This window comes from Paenibacillus sp. FSL H8-0034 (assembly GCF_038000305.1).
GTDB lineage: Bacteria > Bacillota > Bacilli > Paenibacillales > NBRC-103111 > Paenibacillus_S.
On record NZ_JBBOBS010000001.1, the window covers coordinates 8,088,633 to 8,107,918 of the forward strand.

The 19,286-nt window shown below is 47.4% G+C and carries 17 protein-coding genes; 3 read left to right on the forward strand and 14 right to left on the reverse strand.

Translation table 11 applies throughout. The annotated features are described in order from the left end of the window. The first annotated feature begins 108 nt into the window (after positions 1-108). Positions 109-1,071, forward strand: coding sequence for an SPL family radical SAM protein (locus NST47_RS36095; protein WP_341159408.1), 963 nt, complete (start codon positions 109-111; stop codon positions 1,069-1,071). A 40-nt stretch (positions 1,072-1,111) separates the two neighbouring features. On the opposite strand, the gene NST47_RS36100 is transcribed toward NST47_RS36095, so the two are convergent. Together NST47_RS36100 and NST47_RS36105 are read right to left on the reverse strand one after the other, a co-directional pair. After that, positions 1,112-2,005 carry a Kiwa anti-phage protein KwaB-like domain-containing protein gene (locus tag NST47_RS36100; RefSeq protein ID WP_341159409.1) on the reverse strand — a complete coding sequence of 298 codons (894 nt, stop codon included), beginning with the start codon at positions 2,003-2,005 and terminating at the stop codon, positions 1,112-1,114. Then, positions 2,006-2,536, reverse strand: coding sequence for a hypothetical protein (locus NST47_RS36105; RefSeq protein ID WP_341159410.1), 531 nt, complete (start codon positions 2,534-2,536; stop codon positions 2,006-2,008). A gap of 212 nt (positions 2,537-2,748) precedes the next feature. Between NST47_RS36105 and NST47_RS36110 the strand changes: the two genes are divergently transcribed. Continuing rightward, the gene (locus tag NST47_RS36110; RefSeq protein WP_341159411.1) at positions 2,749-3,978 is read left to right on the forward strand and encodes an aminopeptidase; all 1,230 of its coding nucleotides are present in this window, start codon (positions 2,749-2,751) and stop codon (positions 3,976-3,978) included. Between the two features lie 135 nt (positions 3,979-4,113). Here the strand turns inward: NST47_RS36110 and NST47_RS36115 are convergent, their stop codons facing one another. From NST47_RS36115 to NST47_RS36135, 5 genes are all read right to left on the reverse strand, one after another. Continuing rightward, positions 4,114-4,764, reverse strand: a complete 651-nt coding sequence (locus tag NST47_RS36115) for an amino acid ABC transporter permease (RefSeq protein WP_341159412.1) — start codon at positions 4,762-4,764, stop codon at positions 4,114-4,116. A 31-nt stretch (positions 4,765-4,795) separates the two neighbouring features. Further along, entirely contained in the window at positions 4,796-5,458 is a 663-nt protein-coding gene (locus tag NST47_RS36120; protein ID WP_076230380.1) for an amino acid ABC transporter permease, read from the reverse strand. An 83-nt stretch (positions 5,459-5,541) separates the two neighbouring features. After that, the gene (locus NST47_RS36125; protein ID WP_076230655.1) at positions 5,542-6,423 is read right to left on the reverse strand and encodes a glutamate ABC transporter substrate-binding protein; all 882 of its coding nucleotides are present in this window, start codon (positions 6,421-6,423) and stop codon (positions 5,542-5,544) included. A gap of 24 nt (positions 6,424-6,447) precedes the next feature. Beyond that, a complete protein-coding gene (locus NST47_RS36130; protein ID WP_262686918.1) occupies positions 6,448-7,179 on the reverse strand; it encodes an amino acid ABC transporter ATP-binding protein in 732 nt (243 codons plus the stop codon). Positions 7,180-7,988: 809 nt separating this feature from the next. Further along, positions 7,989-8,606, reverse strand: a complete 618-nt coding sequence (locus tag NST47_RS36135) for a nitroreductase family protein (RefSeq protein WP_341159413.1) — start codon at positions 8,604-8,606, stop codon at positions 7,989-7,991. A gap of 223 nt (positions 8,607-8,829) precedes the next feature. On the opposite strand from NST47_RS36135, the gene NST47_RS36140 reads away from it, so the two are divergent. Next, complete coding sequence (locus NST47_RS36140; protein ID WP_341159414.1) at positions 8,830-9,168, forward strand: hypothetical protein; 339 nt, start codon at positions 8,830-8,832, stop codon at positions 9,166-9,168. Positions 9,169-9,336: 168 nt separating this feature from the next. On the opposite strand, the gene NST47_RS36145 is transcribed toward NST47_RS36140, so the two are convergent. The 7 genes from NST47_RS36145 to NST47_RS36175 form a co-directional block, all read right to left on the reverse strand. Then, complete coding sequence (locus tag NST47_RS36145) at positions 9,337-10,359, reverse strand: eCIS core domain-containing protein (RefSeq protein ID WP_341159415.1); 1,023 nt, start codon at positions 10,357-10,359, stop codon at positions 9,337-9,339. A gap of 148 nt (positions 10,360-10,507) precedes the next feature. Then, positions 10,508-11,956 (reverse strand): GAF domain-containing SpoIIE family protein phosphatase, encoded by a 1,449-nt coding sequence (locus tag NST47_RS36150; protein WP_341159416.1) that lies wholly within the window; start codon positions 11,954-11,956, stop codon positions 10,508-10,510. A gap of 35 nt (positions 11,957-11,991) precedes the next feature. Continuing rightward, positions 11,992-12,330: an STAS domain-containing protein gene (locus tag NST47_RS36155; protein WP_341159417.1), complete on the reverse strand. Its 339-nt coding sequence runs from the start codon at positions 12,328-12,330 to the stop codon at positions 11,992-11,994. 81 nt (positions 12,331-12,411) lie between these two features. Beyond that, positions 12,412-12,840, reverse strand: coding sequence for an ATP-binding protein (locus NST47_RS36160; RefSeq protein WP_341159418.1), 429 nt, complete (start codon positions 12,838-12,840; stop codon positions 12,412-12,414). Between the two features lie 23 nt (positions 12,841-12,863). Then, the gene (locus tag NST47_RS36165; protein WP_341159419.1) at positions 12,864-15,920 is read right to left on the reverse strand and encodes a HEAT repeat domain-containing protein; all 3,057 of its coding nucleotides are present in this window, start codon (positions 15,918-15,920) and stop codon (positions 12,864-12,866) included. Between the two features lie 72 nt (positions 15,921-15,992). Further along, entirely contained in the window at positions 15,993-16,505 is a 513-nt protein-coding gene (locus NST47_RS36170; protein ID WP_341159420.1) for a GNAT family N-acetyltransferase, read from the reverse strand. A gap of 9 nt (positions 16,506-16,514) precedes the next feature. Next, positions 16,515-19,283 (reverse strand): adenylate/guanylate cyclase domain-containing protein, encoded by a 2,769-nt coding sequence (locus NST47_RS36175; protein ID WP_341159421.1) that lies wholly within the window; start codon positions 19,281-19,283, stop codon positions 16,515-16,517. Positions 19,284-19,286: the final 3 nt, after the last annotated feature.

Consider the following 19,286-nt stretch of genomic DNA (forward strand, 5'->3'; position numbering starts at 1 on the left):
CTACCCGCTGCATTGTCTGGCATAGCCACTCAGGCTTGCTTTCCCGGATGCTGTCTGTTAGGATAAAATAAGAACATACATTCCCATTTATTGAGGTGATTGACTAAAATGTCTACGACCAAACCTCCCAAAGTACGCTACGAGCCCATGCAGGCCAAAACCATACTCAACCGGGTTAAAGCTCTGTCGATGCCTTTTGACTGGTCCATTAATCCGTATCGCGGCTGCCAGCATGGATGCAGCTTTTGCTATGCGCGCTCAACCCATTCTTTTCTCGGTATTGCGGCAGACGACTCGTTTCAAAACCATATCTTTATGAAGTCGGATGCACCCTCTGTGCTCAGAGCACAAATAAAAAAACGCTTGCGCGGCGGCAAACGTGTCGTCAATTGGGAGCCGATTGCTATCGGTACAGCTACAGATCCTTATCAGCAGATCGAAAGCAAGGCGATGCTGACTCGCGGCTGTCTGGAGGTATTGGCCGAGTTTCAAATTCCGGTCTCGATCACTACACGCTCTCCACTAATTCTAAGGGATCTGGATCTCCTGCGGAAGCTCCCCATCATCTCCATTAATATCAGCATCAGTACGTTGAATAACACGGTCTGGCGGCAATTCGAACCGTCCACGCCTTCGCCCGCCAAACGTCTGGACACGGTCGAGAGGCTTACTGCGGAGGGGATACCGACAGGCGTATTCATCGCACCGATCCTGCCCTATATAACCGATAGCGAAGCCGATTTGCAAAAGCTGATTGCTGCTGCTGCACAAGCAGGAGCCCAGTTCATCATGCCATCCTATTTACGCTTAAGCACAGCGGCAGTCAAGGTATGGTTCTTCCAAACACTCCGGCAGCATTATCCGCAGCTGACCGAACGCTACGCGCAGCTGTATCATAGCGCCGCTTACGCCCCCTCCTCCTACCGGGAGCCGATAATGAGTAAGATCGATGCCTGCCTGCTGGAGCACAAGATGACCAATCACAAGTACATGGCGATCACAACCCAAGCTCCGAGCGTTCCTGATGAAGCTGCCGCAAGTACAGAACCTGTTCAATTGACGTTATTTTGAATATAAAAAGAGGCCGTGGTTACATCTGACGGACGGACGATTAAATTTCGGCTTTACGTTTTGAATTTGTTTGTAAAATTTGTTCAGAGAATACACCTTTATAGATTTCATCATCCAAAAATTTTAATATATTTTTCAGCTCTTTTTTATCATTGGGGAAATGGATTTTGTTTTTAACAGCGGTGATGGTCAACCCGAATGCCTGCGCCTTATGTTTAATTTCCGTCACCTTATATTTATCAAGAATGCGCGATTCATCAATGATGGCAATTTTTCTCCGTACCCAGGAATCCGCGTTTATTTTAAAAATGCTGGCATCCTCGATGTTGATTTTCGAGTGCTTCATAAAGCTTTCCACATCCGTATCTGTCGCTTCACGGAAATATTCAGAAAGATCGAACACCTGGCGGGCGAAAAAGAAGGACGAAAAGCGCAGCTCATCATTGACCACGACACAATCTACAGCATCCGTAATACAAATACCAAATCGGTCATCCATCGTAAATGTTTCTTTACTGTGAAACAGGCTGATTCCTTTTCTCGTTGTGATGTATTGCTCCTTGCGAAATTTTTGAAAAGCGACCACAAGCTGCTCTTTTCCGTTTACGACTGTGTGTCTGCCGGTAAATATAGCTTTGATCACCGGCTGCTGCTTGGGATCGGGAATAAATGCGGCCACACCGATCGGGTCCTTCAAGGCCTGAACAATTTGTGAACTGAGCTTAAATCCGGGAATCACGAGCATTTCATCATATTCAGGCTTGTAACCGCCATCGAAAGCAATCGGCTGCTTATGGTTAACGAATACGGCGGCGGCATCACTCAACAATAGGCCGACCTCCACTTGCGCCTGCTGCGTGGTCTCAATGCGATAAACCTGAATGGCCTCTTCCTCCTGCTGGAGCATAACAAATAGAGACTGACCTTCGAACATTCATCTTCCCCCCGATCGATCAAGCAATAAGTATTCCGTAATCCGAATGACATTTGTCAGCTCGTCCTTATTGCGAATAGTCCTTCTGGACATTACCGTGTAGCTGCCAATACCATTCTCCGTCTCAATCTCATAAAAATGATAGCCTATAAAAAACAACAACGGATTGGCTGTTGGTGAATGGGCCAGCAGCAGAACAACTAACACAACAACAGAAATACCAAGCGACATAAAAGGATTGATTTTATCCCAGACGATACTGGTAAACGGTAATACATAGGAAAGTGCATATTGGATCATGATTTTATCGTTAGGTGTGACCTTCTTCACTCTGACTGTTATGACAGCCAATCTGCTTTTCATCCTATGGAAAGAAACCAATGCCAGTACAATGAGCCCTACCGCAACAAATACAAAGATGACAGGCAGCATATACGTTGATTTGCCCAATACCCAGGCAGCGGAAAAAGCGATAAGAATGGGCGCACCGCTAGAGCAAACCCATAATGCTTTATGTACATTGCCAATCATGCGACTCCCCCTCGATGGATATGCAGCAGGAATACTGAGACACGCTGATCCTACCTTTATATTACCATTTATTACTAGCGGGAAACACCCCTGCTTGCTAGCAGAATGACCCCCTCAAACCCGTGACCCATCCGCCGGATTCGTATTTGAAGCGGAAGATGCCGTATAATCATTTATATGTAGAGGCAGGTTCAAAGGGAGGTTGATCGAGCATGAGAGATTTTGCCGCACAGCTGGAAAAGTATGCTGAATTGGCTTTAAAGGTAGGCTTGAATATTCACGAGGGGCAGACACTCGTTGTATTCGCACCGATTGCCGCGGTTGATTTTGTAAGGACGATTGCCCAAAAGGCTTATCAGGCAGGAGTATGGCAGGTATTGGTGGAATGGGACGATGAGTCGCTGCGGCGCATTCGCTTTTTACATGCAAGGGATGAGTCATTTAAGCAATTTCCAACCTGGAAGGCGGAGGGCTTTGCCGAAATGGCCCGGCAGGACGCTGCTTTCTTAACGGTGTATGCCCCGAATCCGGAGCTGCTCAAGGATATTGATCCGGGTAAGATTGCCTTGGCCAGTAAGACGCAGATGAACGAAATGAAGGAATACCGTACGTTCCTGCAAGCGGGTAAAGTCAGTTGGTCGATCGTTTCGGTCCCAACCCCATCCTGGGCTACCAAAGTATTTCCCGAGCTGTCGCCAGATGAAGCCATCGATAAATTGTGGGGATATATATTTCAAGCTACACGTCTCGACCGTGAGGACCCGATTAGCGCTTGGGAGGAGCATATTCGACAGCTTCAGGAACGTATGGCTTTTTTAAATGATAAAAATTACAAAAAGCTTTATTATAAAGCTCCTGGCACCGATCTGACTATCGAGCTTCCCGAAGCGCATCAATGGGTTGCTGGCGGCATTCACAACGAGCAGGGCGCCTTCTTCGTTCCGAATTTGCCAACCGAGGAAGTATTCACACTCCCGTTAAAAGAAGGGGTTCATGGCAAAGTAAGCAGCACGATGCCGCTGAATGTGAATGGCAATCTGATTGACCGTTTTTCACTGACCTTCGATAAAGGCAGAATTGTCAGCTTCACCGCAGAAGAGGGCTACGAAACGCTGAAGCAATTAATCGAAACCGACGAAGGCTCGCATTTCCTTGGGGAGATAGCTCTGGTGCCGCACGGATCGCCGATCTCCGCGATGAACGTCATTTTCTATAATACAGCATTTGATGAAAATGCCTCCTCCCACCTGGCTATCGGCAGTGCCTACCCGCTCTGTATCAAGGAAGGTACGGTGATGAGCAAGGAAGAACTCGCCCTTCATGGAGCGAACAGCAGCCTGACCCATGTTGATTTTATGATTGGCTCGGCGGAGCTTGATATTGATGGTGAAACTGCCGATGGAATTCGGGAGCCTCTATTCCGCCGCGGGGCATGGGCATAGCGAATAGAGCCGCTTTATTGGCACATGGCAGCACAACTAGCAGCAACCACGGATGATCGGCTCTAAAGCCCTTCCGTGGTTATTTGATGTTCCATAGGGTATCCAGTACTAGCATTGTCATTGTCAATGCGGCTATTACACCTGACGCGCTTCCAGCCGGCGAGCCAGCAGGGACAGTGCAAAGTTCACTATAAAATACATGACAGCAGCCAATAGTAGAATCGGCACTACAAAATTGACATCCTGTCCATTAATAATTTGGGCATTATGCATCAGCTCTCCAAGCGAAATCACGACGGCCAGCGAAGTGTCCTTTAACAATGAGATAAATTGACTGACCATCGGAGGCACCATCCGCCGCAAAGCCTGAGGCAATACAATATGCTGCAGCGTCTGTAGGTAGGTAAGACCTGATGAACGAGCCGCTTCAATTTGACCCTTATCAATCGAATTCAAACCACTGCGCACGATCTCCGAGATCATGGCAGCCTCGAACACCGTCAACGCAACTATCGCCGCATTCATCACACTTAGCTTAATTCCGATCTCCGGTAAAGCAAAAAAGGTGAAAAATATGATGAGCAGCAGCGGCAAATTACGAATGATTTCTACCACCACTGCGGTCAACTGAGAAATCACAGGGAGCTTTGTGTAACGAATTGTGCCTAAGAAACAGCCTATAATAAAACTGAATACAATTGCGATAAGCGCCACCTGTAAAGTGATTCCAAGCCCTGTTAGCATAAATCGAATATGCTCCCAGGTGTAAGCACCGACAAAGTTCATTCACGTTCACCTCCAACGCATATTCATCAGCTTAATGGGACCTGGCCATTCTACGCTCCAGGTAAGCGAGACCCAGGCTCAAAGGGATCGTAATGATCAAATAAAACAAAGCAACAAATATGTAAACACTGAAGACGACAAACGTTTTGGTGGAAATCAGGTCGGCATAATACATCAAATCCAGTCCAGCGACGACGCTAAGTACCGATGAATTTTTGACCAGATTCAAAAACTGGTTGCCGATTGGAGGAATAACAATCTTCAAGGCTTGCGGCAGTACGATAAACCGCATCGTTTGTGCATAAGTCAGGCCCGAAGCACGTGCCGCTTCCGTTTGCCCTTTGGGAACCGCCTGAATCCCTGCACGGACGGCCTCAGCAATAAAGACTGCGGTATATATCGTAAGGCCCAACGTTCCGGCAACAAAGCCGCTCATCGGTACACCCAATGAGGACGGGCCCAGAAAAAATAAGAAGACAATCAGAATGAGTGGAATATTGCGGATAAATTCAACAAAGGCCGTACTGATCCAGTTGAGCGGCTTCACGGGGGATATCCGCATAACGGCCAGCAAGGTACCGAGAATAAAGCTGCCAGCCAAGGCAATCAGACTTACCTGAAGCGTATTCAAAAAACCTTCCAGATACATGTCCCAGTATTTGATCAATATGCTGAAGCTAAGGAATTTGTCCATCGTCCAACCTCCTTCCTTGATACGAAATGGAATAGGATGAACAGCCATCCATGCAGGCCGCTCATCCTATCGCCAAACAACCTTTATTTACTTGGCTTTTCACCTATCCACTGCTCATACAGCTTATCGTAGTCTCCGCTTGACTTCATTGCTTTCAAAAAGTCATTTACATAAGTAACGTAGCCCGTATCGCCTTTGCGAATGGCCATCCCATAAGGCTCATCTGTAAATGTTCCACCGACTACCTGATAATTGGGATCCTGTTTCACCATGCCGTACAATATCGCATTATCGGTAGTCAGCGTGTCTCCCTGTCCGGCCTTCAAGGCCGTGAATGCATCCTGATAATTTTCAAATTCCAATACAGTTGCCTCCGGGGACTTGGCTCTAATATTATCTGTAGATGTGGAGCCTTTAACGGCCAACACCTTCACACCTTTTTTCACATCTGCCACGCTTTGAATCGGACTGCCCTTTTTGACCAACAGTGATTGTCCCGCTTTAAAGTACACATCAGAAAATTCAACCTCCTGCTTACGCTCCTCGGTAATCGTCATCGTTGCGATGATCATATCGATGTCCCCGTTTTTCAACAGAGGAATACGCGTCTTGGAGGTCACTTCCTTGAGCTCCAGCTTCGTCTCGTCACCAAGAATTTTTTTGGCTAATGCCTTGGCGATATCTATATCAAAGCCCTCTACTTTACCGCTTCCGGGGTCCTTCAAACCAAACAGCTTCGTATCATATTTGACACCCACAACCAGCTTCCCACGCTTTTGAATATCGTCGAGTGTTTTGCTGCCTGTGGATTTTGGAGCTTCACCAGCCGGAGCAGCAGGTGCAGTCGGAGTCGTTGTACCCGCACCTTGATTCGTTGGAGTATCTGTCTTCGTTCCACAGCCTGTCATTACCATCCCTGCCAAACCAAGCATTAACGTAAACGTCATCCAGCTCTTTTTCATCATCATCCATAATCCCCCTCATTCCAGTTAGTTGTGTTGGAGTAATCGACTTAGAAATAGCTGCGCTCGTTCTTCTTGTGGATTGGAGAAAAATGCGTCCGGCGGCGCTTCCTCCAGAATCTGTCCTTGGTCCATGAATACGACCCGGTCTGCCACTTCACGAGCAAATCCCATCTCATGGGTAACCACAACCATCGTCATCCCTTCATGAACCAAACTTTTCATAACATCCAATACTTCTCCGATCATCTCCGGGTCCAATGCTGAGGTGGGCTCGTCAAACAGCATAATTTGCGGCTTCATCGCAAGTCCTCTGGCTATCGCTACTCGCTGCTGCTGCCCACCGGACAGCTGGGATGGAAAAGAATTAGCCTTCTCGGGAATCCCCACTTTGTCCAAGTAATGCATAGCCGTTTGAAGCGCTTCTTGCTTGCTGACTCCTGCCACCTTGATCGGTGCCAAAGTAATATTATCAATAACTGTCATATGAGGGTACAAATTAAAATGCTGAAATACCATGCCGATATGACGACGCAGCTTATTAACATCTGCATGTTTGTCATGGAGTTGGGTGCCATTTACGATTAATTGTCCGTCAGTGATCGTTTCCAGACGATTGATACAGCGAAGCAGCGTGCTTTTACCTGAACCTGACGGTCCGATAACCACGACTACTTCACCCGCTTCAATCGTTAAATCAATCTGCGTCAAAACCTGAAACTTCCCATAATGCTTGTTGACCCCACGAAATTCAATCATTTTACACCCCCCAACCTTTTCTTTATGGAGCAGCTGTGTAAATCGCTTCGATACGTCCTACCTGCTTGTGATATCCACGTTGTTTTTACTATAGCTAACAACTTATTACCACTCCATGCAATTTATGACTCACTATCCAGTTAAATTGATGCTTTCGACATCATAAACTTCCTATATTTCAGCCTAATTCATTGATGTGATTTCATTATCGCCTTGAGCATTCAAATTTGCAATAACTTTATGTCACTTTTCATAACTTTAATTGTTATATTAATTAACTTTAATATGCCGCTATATTTTGGACACTATTTCCCTGTTGATCGTCCACGCCTCTCCTCTATGATTTACATAATTTATAGAGAGAGGAGTGATAGCCATGAATTACACAACAAGACGTGCTGGAACATCCAGAAGTAGAAGATGCGATAACTTCTGTGCGAATGTATGCAACCAATTTAGCAGCGGCCGCAGCCGCTGTGTAAGAGATTGTCTGGCTTGTCGGCGACGCGCAGTGAAAAAACGTCATCCCCGTGTTTCACCTATCAGACAAGTTCCATGCGGCTGTAGATAACTAGAAACCAGCCCGCAGCCTTTGGTAAGAATAGCAGCAGATTATTTGAACTAAATATAGTAATAAGAAAACCTCTGTCGAGGCCTCTCAAAGATGAGCGACCGCAGTTCAGAGGTAGGTTTTCTTGAAGCATAAGAATCCTTCAGCTCCACTGAAAACTGATAAATTCTTATGTTATAAGCAAAGGAGCCTATCCGTAATTCGGATAAGCTCCTTTTATTCATGAATATATCTTAACTTAGAAACTTTCTTGAATGACTTGATGTTCAATCGGCAGACGACCGCTAGTACGTCCAGGAGATGCGGCTTTTCCAATGGATATAATCATTACCGGAATGTAGCGCTCAGGAATGTTGAATTCTTTAATTAACGCTTGCGGATTATAGCCGCCCATCGGGACACTGTCATACCCTTTGGCTTTGGCGGCCAGCATCAGCTGCATAGCGGCAAGGGAAGCATTGCGGATCGCCTCGTCTTTACCAAGGGATGGATTGTTAGCATAGGCACCATTGATTTGTCCCAACATCATCTCACGAATTTCCGGAGTTGCCTTTTCAAACACGGCAGGTGCAACCAGATTAGCCTCCAAATCACCTAATACAACCACGTTTACTGACGCATCTGATACTTGCTGCTGGTTATAAGCGATGGGCAGCAAACGATCCTTATTAGCTTGCTCCTGAATCGTCAAAAAACGCCAATGCTGCAAATTCCATGACGATGGAGCATTGAGAGCCAGCTCTAGAATTTCATTCCATTCTGCTTCTGGAATAATAACGTCACGTTGATATTTACGCACTGAATGGCGCGAACGAATAACTTCTTCTGTAGATAATTGTTGATCTGTTGTAGTCATGTTGAAATCACTCCTATATTTAATTATTTGAGTATAGCACTTCAGCTTACATAATGTAAGTATGTTTTTAAAAGTTAACTACTCCATATTTATGCATATGAACAATCTTAGGATGCTCAGGTTGTATAAAGTACATCCTTTTATCACAACCTATTAGAGCAAATTGGAAAAAGAAGCAAAATCAGGCTTACAAACAATAACCATTACAGGGAGGTTGCCATTCATGGCTCCAATGAATCCATCTTATCAGCAATTTCTGCAAGATCAGCAAATGCAGCAGATGCAGCAGGCGCAGCAAGCCCAGCAAGCGTTAACCTCATCAGGTCTGAGTAACTTTACTCAACAAATCAGACAAACCCAACAGCAGCTGATGCAAGTTCAGGACGATCTGCAAAAAGCTCAATCCCAAATCGATATCCAGCTTGATGCCCAAAAAAGACGCCTGTTTGAAACCCAGCAGCGAATTGAACAAACGATTCAGCAAATGAATGGATTAATTCAAGCTTCGCAAACGAATACACAAGTACAATCGTCGTCGATGAATTCGTTTCCACAGCAATAGAGATAACCCTTAAAGAGGTTGTTCAAAAAGTCACCTTTTGATCACGCACTTAAAGCAACGTTAAACCGCAAATCAAAAGGCGCTTTGGAGCTAAAGGCTGTCGTTAACTCCAAAGCGCCTTTTATATAGCAATCAATCTGGTTAATTTTCAATCTTCACGCTCGTTCATTACGATCTGGAGCCACCTGTTTGCTGAACGACATGAGTCAGCTCGTGGGCTAACAATTCCTGTCCGCCTTGACTGCCGGGATCGTACTTTCCGTTGCCAAAAAATACGTCCTTACCCTGTGTAAAAGCTTGAGCACCAATCGATCTGCTAATGTCTCCCGCTTCTGAGTCATGATGGATCGAAACATCTCCAAAGTCAGCCCCGAAAGCCTGCTCCATCCCTGATAAGGTATTCCCATCCATCTTGGAGCCACTGCCACTTTTCGATTGAATTCGCTGCTCAATGGAAGGTGTCACATCAAAGCCTTCGCCTGCCGACTTCATCTGCAGCTCTTCCCCTTCCAGCTCGCCGCCTTCCGATTCGCGCTGGATCGCTCCGATCTCCGGCTTCATCTGCAGCTCTTCCTCTTCCAGCTCGCCGCCTTCCGATTCGCGCTGGATCGCTCCAATCTCCGGTTTCATCTGCAGCTCCTCCTCTTCCAGCTCGCCGCCTTCCGATTCGCGCTGAATCGCTCCGATCTCCGGCTTCATCTGCAGCTCTTCCTCTTCCAGCTCGCCGCCTTCCGATTCGCGCTGGATCGCTCCGATCTCCGGCTTCATCTGCAGCTCTTCCTCTTCCAGCTCCCCGCCTTCCGATTCGCGCTGGATCGCTCCGATCTCAGGTTTCATCTGCAGCTCTTCCTCTTCCAGCTCGCCGCCTTCCGATTCGCGCTGGATCGCTCCAGCAGCAGACCGCATTTGAAGTTGTTGTACAACTTGTCCAGCAACCTGATCCGCTTCCTGCTCATACTTATCACCAACAGGGCCTACGGTCATTTTCGCCTGAATCGGCATTTTACCAGCAGAACCACCGACCAGCATTCTTTGCACATTACGATTTCCAATTACTTCTTGCAAGCTCATCGCCTCGGAAGAACCTGCTGTGGCTGAATGACTTACTTGATCCTTAGCCGCTGCTGTCTTTTTTTGTAATGTGGCTTCCGTGCTGGATTTACTATGATGACGTGGTTGATGGGTATGCATGCTTTACCTCCTTAGAGTTTGCGAAGCAAACTAACTTCGTAAGCACAATCTATCTTATGATGAACACGCTGCTGGTTGAATACGTTAACTCAACTATACCATATTCTTGAGATGGGAGCGTATATTTCTGACTCTATTCAATCATGATTCACTTGCCCACACACTTAATCAGCAGCATCGCAATATCGTCAGATTGCTTTGCACCTGCTGTAAACGAATCAACATCCTGCAATATCCGCAGCATCAATGCATCCATTGCCAGATGGTGCTCCGAACCCACAAGCTCCCGCAAGCGCGTCATCCCGTATTGCTGTAACTGTACATCCTCAGCCTCACTGATTCCATCTGTATACAAAAGAATGCGTTCTCCATGTCGCAGGCAGGCTGTATTGTCGCTATATTCCATATCTTCAAGCACACCCAATGGAAGCCCTTTGACTCCAATCAACGGCTCCAAACCTCCACCCTCACGAATCGTATAGGGGGTGCAATGACCGCCATCGCTGTAGATTAATTCTCCGGTCACCATGTCCAGCACACCGCAAAATATCGTTGCAAACATCGCCGATTCATCCTTGTACAGCTCCCGATTCACTTCCGTTAGCAGCTGTCCGGGTGTCATATTCGCCTTCATCTTACCTTTAATAAGCGTCATGGTGACCGCCATAAACAAAGCGGCAGGAATCCCTTTATCCGATACATCCCCGAGTGTAAAAAACAGCTTCGAATCTCCAACCATAAAATAATCGTAAAAGTCGCCGCCAACTTCTCTCGCCGGACGAATCATCGAACGTACACAATCCGCTACCAGCAGTTCGGAAGCCGTTGGCGCATCCTCGCTATCATCGACCAGGCCAGCATTCGATAGCGCAGGAATTGATCTCAACGATGTCACACGCTGTGGCAGGAAGCCCAATTGAATATCACTCGCAATCCGCAGCTCGCTCTCCATCCGCTCTTTGGCTGCAACCGTATCTTTTAATGCTTGAATCGATTTCTCCAACGCCTCATACAGCATCGCGTTTTCCAAGGATATTGCGGTCGGTGATGCAATCGACTGCAGCAGCTTCAAATCTTTATCACTAAAATGCTTCCCATTACGTTTATTCAACACCTGAAGCACTCCGATAATTTCACCTTTATTCGTCATGGGCACACACATCAGGTTACGTGTCGGATAATCCACCCGATTGGCTACCTTCGAGGACCACCGCGAATCGCTGGCAGCATCATCGATTTTCACGGACTCACCCGACTGGGCCACCCAGCCTGCGATACCTTCACCCATCGCCAGGCGGATTTCGCGAATCTGGCCACCTTTTTCCCCAAGCGCCAGCTCGAAGAACAGCTCCCCTTTTTCTGTGTCGACCAGAATTACCGACGACGCCTCTGCATCCGTAACGCTGGATGTCGTATCCATAATTTTTTGCAATAGATCCTGCTTATAGATCGTTGAATTCATCTCCTGGCTGACTTCAAAAAGCTGCAAAGTGCGCGACAGCTCTCTTTCAGCCGTACGCCGCCTCCATTCAACAGCCCCCAAAGCAAGCAGCAAAACCAGGAACGCTAGCATCCAGCCATATGGTAAATCACCCATGCTTGTGTCACCTGCCTCTAGGCATCCCTCTCTGCTTACTCAGATAAAGCCTGAGTCGCTTCAGCCTCAGTCGCATAAATCGAGAAAATCGCACTAAAACCCGACATATCAAATACTTCACGAACATTGTCAGTCATTTCAATCAGTGCCAGACTGCCTTTAAGCGCCTTCATTTTCTTAGCAGCCACAAGTAATATACGCAGACCTGCGCTGCTCACATAGTCAAGCTTGGAGAGATTGAATATGAATTTCGTCCGTCCCTGATCAACCAGCTGCACAAACGTGACTTCCAGCACCCCCGATGTGTTGGCATCCAATCTTCCTTCAATAGCAACAATCGCAATATCGCCCACCGTTCGTTCCGTTACATTCATGCCCCTATTTCCCTCCTAAAAGTTTTCGTAGAAAACTCGTTTTGTAAGCATTGGCTTTAAGTTTTCATAGAAAATTTGTAACTATCGGGTTTTCCACCCTATTCTCTTCAAGTGCAGTATGTTCAAATTGTCGACTCGTTCATAAGTAGCTTCATCCATGGATTCCCGGACAAAATGAATCCCCAGCCCGCCAATCCTGCGCTCCTCCACAGATGCCCGAACATCCGGGGAAGGCAGCGACAGCGGATCAAATGCCATCCCATCATCCATAATCGTCAGCTCGATATTATTCACACTTACCCATATCGAAATCCTGATCGTATGTGCGACACCTGATTGACAGCCATATAGGATCGTATTCGTAACCAATTCATCACAGACAAGGTTAAGCTGAAACAGCGTCTTTGAATCAACAGACATCTGTTCTGCCCACGAGGCTAGCCAAGCTTCCAGTCGCGCAAGCTCTTCAAGATTATTTGTCAGCTCAATTTGTTGACACTCGCCGCTCACAACATCCCCTGCTTTCCATTGGGTTATGCCATCTTCATCAGCATCGATTCAAGTAGACGGACACGCGCACTTGATGCATGCAGTAAGCCAATGCCTATCTCCGGATACAACCGGATCAGTCTCGCCAAGCCTTCGCCTCCCAGTGTCAGCACGCGAACCTCATCAAATATCGCCTGTGCGGTAACCCCTGATACGGATTGATCCAATGCCGTACTTTCGCCAAATACTTCTTTGGCACCCAAGACACCGATGGTGCCCTCTCCGCCATTGCTCGTTACCAGGCTAAGCTCCACATGACCATCTACAATGAGGTATACGTTAGAATTCGCTTCCCCTTGACGCAGCAGCAGTGCCTGATCAGGAAATACCTGCTCTTGTGTAATGCCGGCAATGAGACCAAGCTCATCGACGGATACATTGGAAAATAAGGAAACCTGCTTCAAAAATAGCACCTTGTCTAGCATCGTTAACAGCTTCTTCTCATTCGGCATAACGACTTGCTCCTCCTCACTTAACGCATGTTGTGCGATATCCCGCAGCCAGTCATCCGATCCCAGACCAGCCTGTTCAATCACAGCTCTCGGATCAGCGATTTCTCCGTGGTCTAACACGTCCATTGAGGTCTTCAGCATATCGAGCAGAGCATAGGCGAGCTTGCGATCCCCGAGTCCTTCGGCCAACACCTCAAGGCCGTTCTCGCGAATTTCTTCGTCCTTATCCTGGACACTTTCCCGGACAACCTGAACAACTCTTTCATCGGCCAGCTTCGCCAGAACAACCCACGCCGCATCACATATAACATCGCGAATTTCATTTAATCGCTGCTCGGCCAGCTCCGCCAAACCTTCCATCTTAAGCTTTGCTATGGCAGCTGACAGCACCCTGTCCTGATTGGAGCCTTGCAGACGCTGAATGCATGAGTCAACCAAGGTTTCACGGATTCGGGCCTCGTCAAGCAGATGGGCGAGTGCGGCGACACAAGCGTCCCATATAAAAGGATTCGGATACTGCAGCCCTTCCATTAGCGCGGCAATACCTTTGTCCCCCATATCGATAAGTGCCTGGATAATCGCTTTACGCATCTCTTGGTCAGCCATCGGGTACATCGGAAGCAATGAGCCGATCGCTTCATCATATTGCAGTCTGCCCAGGCACTGCGCAGCAGCTACCCGAACTGCCGGCCGTTGATCCTCCAATAGCGACATGACCCAATCGCTGTAGCTCGACAAGCCTAAATCAGCAACCGTACGGCAGCCATACACGGCCCAATCCCCACCGTTATCCAGCAGCTTAATAATGGCTTCATCACACGCGGAGAAGCTTTCTTCACTGCCAAGTGCATACAGCGCCTTGACCGCTTCTGCGACGACCCGGGGATGCGTATCCAACAGCTTCAGCCGGATAAAATAATGCGCCTGACTTTGCATGTGCCCGGCTCTGGCTATCAATCGCACACATTCAACCCTCACATCGACTTCTTCATCCTCCAGCAGGGAAGCCACCTGCACCAGCTCCTGGATCGTTGCCCTTTGCAAGCTCATCGCACGCAGAGCAGCCACACGAATACGCGGATTATGGTCGTCAACGAGCTTGACCAGTCTTGGCAGGTAAGAGGAATCTTTCGCTTTGCCGATTAATTCAAGCGCAACCTCGCGCACATAATCATTTGGATTATGGAGATGCTCCAACACCCCCTGCAGCATTTTCGTGCTGCGCATACCTCCCAGAAAGGCAACAGCCATTTCCGAAAAATCGGCTTGAAAGGACTGCACGCTTTTGATTAATTCCTTAATATACAAGCTGCGTCCGAACCAGGCAATTACAATCAATAATAAGGCGACAACCACACCGATTATCGCAACGGAATCCAGACTTAAAATCCCTTTGGAATGCAGGAGCGATAGCAATGCACCCAGCAATATACCGCCGGATGCCGCAATCGCTTGTGATACATACCGAATGCCATCCCTCTGATTAATCGGAAGCATTTTGAAAAACAATTGGTAGCAGGGCTCAGCCGTATAATAAAGTAAAATATAAAACAGTGCATAGGTCGCTGACACGACAGCCAGTGCGTAACCCGTACCCAGAAATAAGGCCGATAGGCCGAAGCCGAACATAAACACAATCGATATAGCCAACAACATGTTGCTGGCGCCCAGCCAATTCATTAACCGTCCCGAGAACGTCTGGAGCAGCAGCGAGGCCGAGAATTGGATCGTAATGATCAATCCATAATAAGCTGTCAAATCACGTTCGATCGGGAACGCCTTTTCAGTGGTCGTGAAATATTGGTACTCCATTAAAAAATAGAGAGCCGGCATTAAGGTCATCAAACCTACAGCACATAGCAGAAACGGACTTTTTATCAACTGTTTATAGTAATGGCCGGATAAAGCCGATGCTTCTCCCTGGACAGCCGGTTCCTGCTTATGCAGCTGCTTGTCATCTTTAAGGGTTAAGGGGACCAGATACCTGGCTATCGCCTTACGGAAATTAAACAAACCAATCAACAGGAACAAGGGTGCCAGCATATAGACAACCTCTGTCCCCGACCATCTTCCGACCTGCTGGGCAATAAAACCGGCGGTTATCCCGCCTACAGTAGCCGCTCCGACGAATATCGGCATTAACCGCTTGGCCTGTTGAGTCGGGCAGAGGTCAAATGCTGTACTCCACAGCAGCAGCGTCAGCTGGCGAACGACAAAGTTCGACGAAATAAACAGGATCGGATAATACCATTGGTAATCCCAGCCTCCTGCTTTAAAGCCAATCAGGATCAGCCCATTGACCAGCAGGACCCCTGTCATCAGGAGGTACATCGTTCGCATCAGCTTGGCCTTCGGCAGCTTTTCCGCCAGCTTGGCCAGCAGCCAGCCCTCAAGCGGCATAATAATCGCTTCTGCAATGTACACAAATGGTAGAAATTGCACACCAAACCTTTGATTAAAAAGTGCCATAAAAGCCGTATAGCTTAATAACTCTGCAATACCGGCAAAATAAAAGACCGGCAGCATAACCCAAAGCTTACGCGAGTCCTCTGTACGCAGCCCAAGTAATCGGAATAAAGTACCAGCCACATCATCAAGTCCAATCCTATATAATCTGTCTTGCCTGCCGTGTGTGATCTGCAGAGTGGTTTCGGTGTATGGCTAAAGCTTTTTCCAATAAGCAAGCCTGGCTTCACCCTCATAATAATAGTTGGGATAATTGCCAATCAATTGAAATCCGAGCTTAGCGAACATGTTTTGCACGGAGGCGTATTGGGGCAGATCACATGTATAAGTCAAGATGTAACGCCCGCTCTGCTGCTCTATAAATTCAAGCATGGTTTCATACAACTGCTTGGCAATCCCAAGGTTGCGGTATTCCCTATGTACAACCAGATAGTCCCACAAATAACCGCCCGTTCTGTGTTCGTTTTCCCGTGTACTGATGACAGCGATAATTTGCTCGTTTTCATTCTCCACATACCAATGCCGATGGTTCGGAATTTGCAAACTTTCTCGCGGCCATTTGCTAAAATGCACAAGCTCCCCTGGCGTATGGTTCTGATCATCAAAAGCATCCTTGGAGAGAAAAAATTGGCTGACTCGCTCCGCGTCCCTCTCATTTTGCATGGCATGCACCTGAAATATGACCTTACTCATGATCGATTGCTCCATTCTAATAGACTAAGAGACGGACAAGGTTCCATTCCAATCCTCGGTTGTACCATTCTGGAAGTATTCATCACATAAATAGAAGTACAGCTTGGCAGCTTTATCTTGGCGATTTGCTTTGATCACCTGGAGGAACGCCTCTCTTGCGTCATAAAAACGTCCGACCTGATACAAGGATATCGCCTGCTCAAACTTTGTCTTTGTTTTTTCCTTCAACGCTCTCAGCGTATCCGGCTCACCTTGATAAACATCATACAGCTGCAGCGGCTCATCCTTCCCCTCAATCCGGATCAGCCCAAGGTTGCGGTATTGAAAGCTGCTTTTGGCCTGAAGCGAGTCGATAATGTAGCTGGAAACGAGAATGCTCGCACCTAACGGCTCGGTGATTTTTTCCAATACGCTGGCCAGATAAACATCATCGGATATGACATTGCCCTCCAGCCGCTGCTCCTCTCCGATAATACCGAGTCGAAGCGGACCCTTGTGCAGCCCTATTCCCATGTCAATCGGTGCGTAATTGCAGCTGGCCCGGTGTGCATTATAAATCTCCAGCTCCTTGATGATTCCAATGCCCGCCAGCAGCGCCTCATCTGATCTCTTGGGGAACAGAGCCATAAAGCCGGCGCCCTGATATTTGTTGATCATCCCATCATTATTGCGGATAAATGGACCAAAACGATTTAAATACGAGTTCACAAAGTTAAAATTTTCCTCGGGTGTCAACCTCTTGGATAACAGATAGAATGAGCGAATATTAACGGTCAAAATGCCCATTTCCTGCTCAACCTGATCGCCCAACTCGACATCCAGAATACTGTCCTTATCCAGAAACCTCAAAAATTGCTGGGGTACGAACCGATAATACGCTTCACTTACCCGAGTGACCTTGGCAATGTAGCTGCGAATATGCGCAGCCATCACATTAAAGCTGTCCCCGAGGTCGGCAACTTCATCCCGTGTGCGAATATCAACGACTGTCTCCCAATTTCCTTTGGAAATGGCGACTGCCGAATTACGCAGCTTGCGAATGGAGGAAAGAATATAATAAGAGGTTAGCAGCACAATCGCCAGCAGCACCACAGTAATAACGGCAATCGTTTGGATAATATTGCGTAAAATCTTTTGGCGATGCTGCAAAATACCCTCCATGTTTTTACTTGTTTCAAACACACCGACAACTTTGCCAGAGCTGTTAAATATAGGACCAATTGCATACATCCAAAATCCGGTATCATCCTGCCATTGATCCGTCTCCACGGTACCGAGCTCCACGACCCTCGTGTTCTTCGGCGTTTTGGGGAACGGATTGAACATATTTACATCGTCCGCATCTTCAATCATCCGGTATATCGTACCGTTCTCGTATTTATACAGCGCTTTATAGAATCCCCCGTCATCATTGTCTCCGGTATCCTCAAAGATCGAATCCATTTTTTGGCGGAACACCTTATAATCGGCGGTTTTGTAATCCAGCGGGGAATTCATCCGTTCCAGCTTGTCGCCATCGATCAGATTACGACCGTTTCGCGCCAGCAAGGACAGCTCGCTCAATGTTTCGTTCTCCATTTTTTCCGTAAAATCGGTGTAAATAAAATAGGATAACAAAATCATCGAACCGACAATGATCGGAATGAACACCATCATCTGCTTCAGCATCAAAGAAATACGACGAAGCATGATATGTATGTAAAACAGTCTGATCGCGAAGCCGAGCAGCAGCACTCCGACCAGCGCAATCGCCCAAATCAACCATTTATAAAATATTTGTGAAGAAGCATAACTTCCTTCCACTATCGGCGGTTGGATCGTTCCATCCGGATTTTGGCGAATAATTTGCTTTTCGTGCATGGTGATCAATCCGTTGTCCGCACCTACACTGATGCTGGTCATATCCTCGAAGGATAAATCGATCCCCTGCTGATTCGCTTTTTCCACTGTTAACAACGCTTCGATCACATAAGGCTGTGCCGGGTCCAGTCTGCTTACCGCTTGAGCATTGTAGTCGATATACACCAGACGCCCTGATTTATCGAGCTGCAGCTGCTCAGGGAAGTTCCTCCGGGTTCGATCGACGCCTGCTAAAGGATAAATCTGCTCGGCCTGCCCCCCATCGTTAATGCGGTATATTTCACCACTGCGTGCTGTGATATAGACCAGATTGGCGCTATTGCCAACAACACCAGCCACAAACTTACCAGCGGGCAGCTGCCAGGAACCGGCAGGTTGAGGTGTAGCTCCCAATTCCCCTCCTGTTGGCATCCGATACATGGTTACCTTGTCACCATTCTCGACAAAGAAGGTCAATACATCATTTTGCACATCCAACGATTTCAAGCTGCCATACCTGAATCGCTTCGCCTCTGCAGGATTGGAATAACTCAGAGGAAAGAAACTGTCCTCCTCCTGACCCGTTGGAGAGAATCGAACGATCCGCTCCGACTTGACGGCAAGCCCATAAGGGTCCAGCGTCATTTTACTCGTATACAGGTTGCCTTCGTTGTCTACTGCAAGTCCGTTGAAGCTGTGAATGTCGCTAAGCGTATCATTCGTCTTGATGGTATAGAGGACAGTCCCTTGCGGGTCCAGCTTAACAATGCTTTTCTTCGAGTTATGAATCACATAGAGGTTGTTCTGCTTATCCGTTATCGCTTTGGAAATACTGCCCAAAGGCACATTACGCTGCCAGGGTGAGCTTGTCATAACGTCGCTTTTTTGGTATACAACATAACCTGAAGCCACAATCAGCACTGTGAGCAGCAGAGCTACTACCCATTTCTTCATCGT

What these genes read in the sequence shown, in the direction of transcription:
- NST47_RS36095 (WP_341159408.1), top strand. Translation starts at nt 109, where the DNA reads ATGTCTACGACCAAACCTCCCAAAGTACGCTACGAGCCCATGCAGGCC.
- NST47_RS36100 (WP_341159409.1), bottom strand. Translation starts at nt 2,005, where the DNA reads ATGTTCGAAGGTCAGTCTCTATTTGTTATGCTCCAGCAGGAGGAAGAG.
- NST47_RS36105 (WP_341159410.1), bottom strand. Translation starts at nt 2,536, where the DNA reads ATGATTGGCAATGTACATAAAGCATTATGGGTTTGCTCTAGCGGTGCG.
- NST47_RS36110 (WP_341159411.1), top strand. Translation starts at nt 2,749, where the DNA reads ATGAGAGATTTTGCCGCACAGCTGGAAAAGTATGCTGAATTGGCTTTA.
- NST47_RS36115 (WP_341159412.1), bottom strand. Translation starts at nt 4,764, where the DNA reads ATGAACTTTGTCGGTGCTTACACCTGGGAGCATATTCGATTTATGCTA.
- NST47_RS36120 (WP_076230380.1), bottom strand. Translation starts at nt 5,458, where the DNA reads ATGGACAAATTCCTTAGCTTCAGCATATTGATCAAATACTGGGACATG.
- NST47_RS36125 (WP_076230655.1), bottom strand. Translation starts at nt 6,423, where the DNA reads ATGATGAAAAAGAGCTGGATGACGTTTACGTTAATGCTTGGTTTGGCA.
- NST47_RS36130 (WP_262686918.1), bottom strand. Translation starts at nt 7,179, where the DNA reads ATGATTGAATTTCGTGGGGTCAACAAGCATTATGGGAAGTTTCAGGTT.
- NST47_RS36135 (WP_341159413.1), bottom strand. Translation starts at nt 8,606, where the DNA reads ATGACTACAACAGATCAACAATTATCTACAGAAGAAGTTATTCGTTCG.
- NST47_RS36140 (WP_341159414.1), top strand. Translation starts at nt 8,830, where the DNA reads ATGGCTCCAATGAATCCATCTTATCAGCAATTTCTGCAAGATCAGCAA.
- NST47_RS36145 (WP_341159415.1), bottom strand. Translation starts at nt 10,359, where the DNA reads ATGCATACCCATCAACCACGTCATCATAGTAAATCCAGCACGGAAGCC.
- NST47_RS36150 (WP_341159416.1), bottom strand. Translation starts at nt 11,956, where the DNA reads ATGGGTGATTTACCATATGGCTGGATGCTAGCGTTCCTGGTTTTGCTG.
- NST47_RS36155 (WP_341159417.1), bottom strand. Translation starts at nt 12,330, where the DNA reads ATGAATGTAACGGAACGAACGGTGGGCGATATTGCGATTGTTGCTATT.
- NST47_RS36170 (WP_341159420.1), bottom strand. Translation starts at nt 16,505, where the DNA reads ATGGAGCAATCGATCATGAGTAAGGTCATATTTCAGGTGCATGCCATG.
- NST47_RS36175 (WP_341159421.1), bottom strand. Translation starts at nt 19,283, where the DNA reads ATGAAGAAATGGGTAGTAGCTCTGCTGCTCACAGTGCTGATTGTGGCT.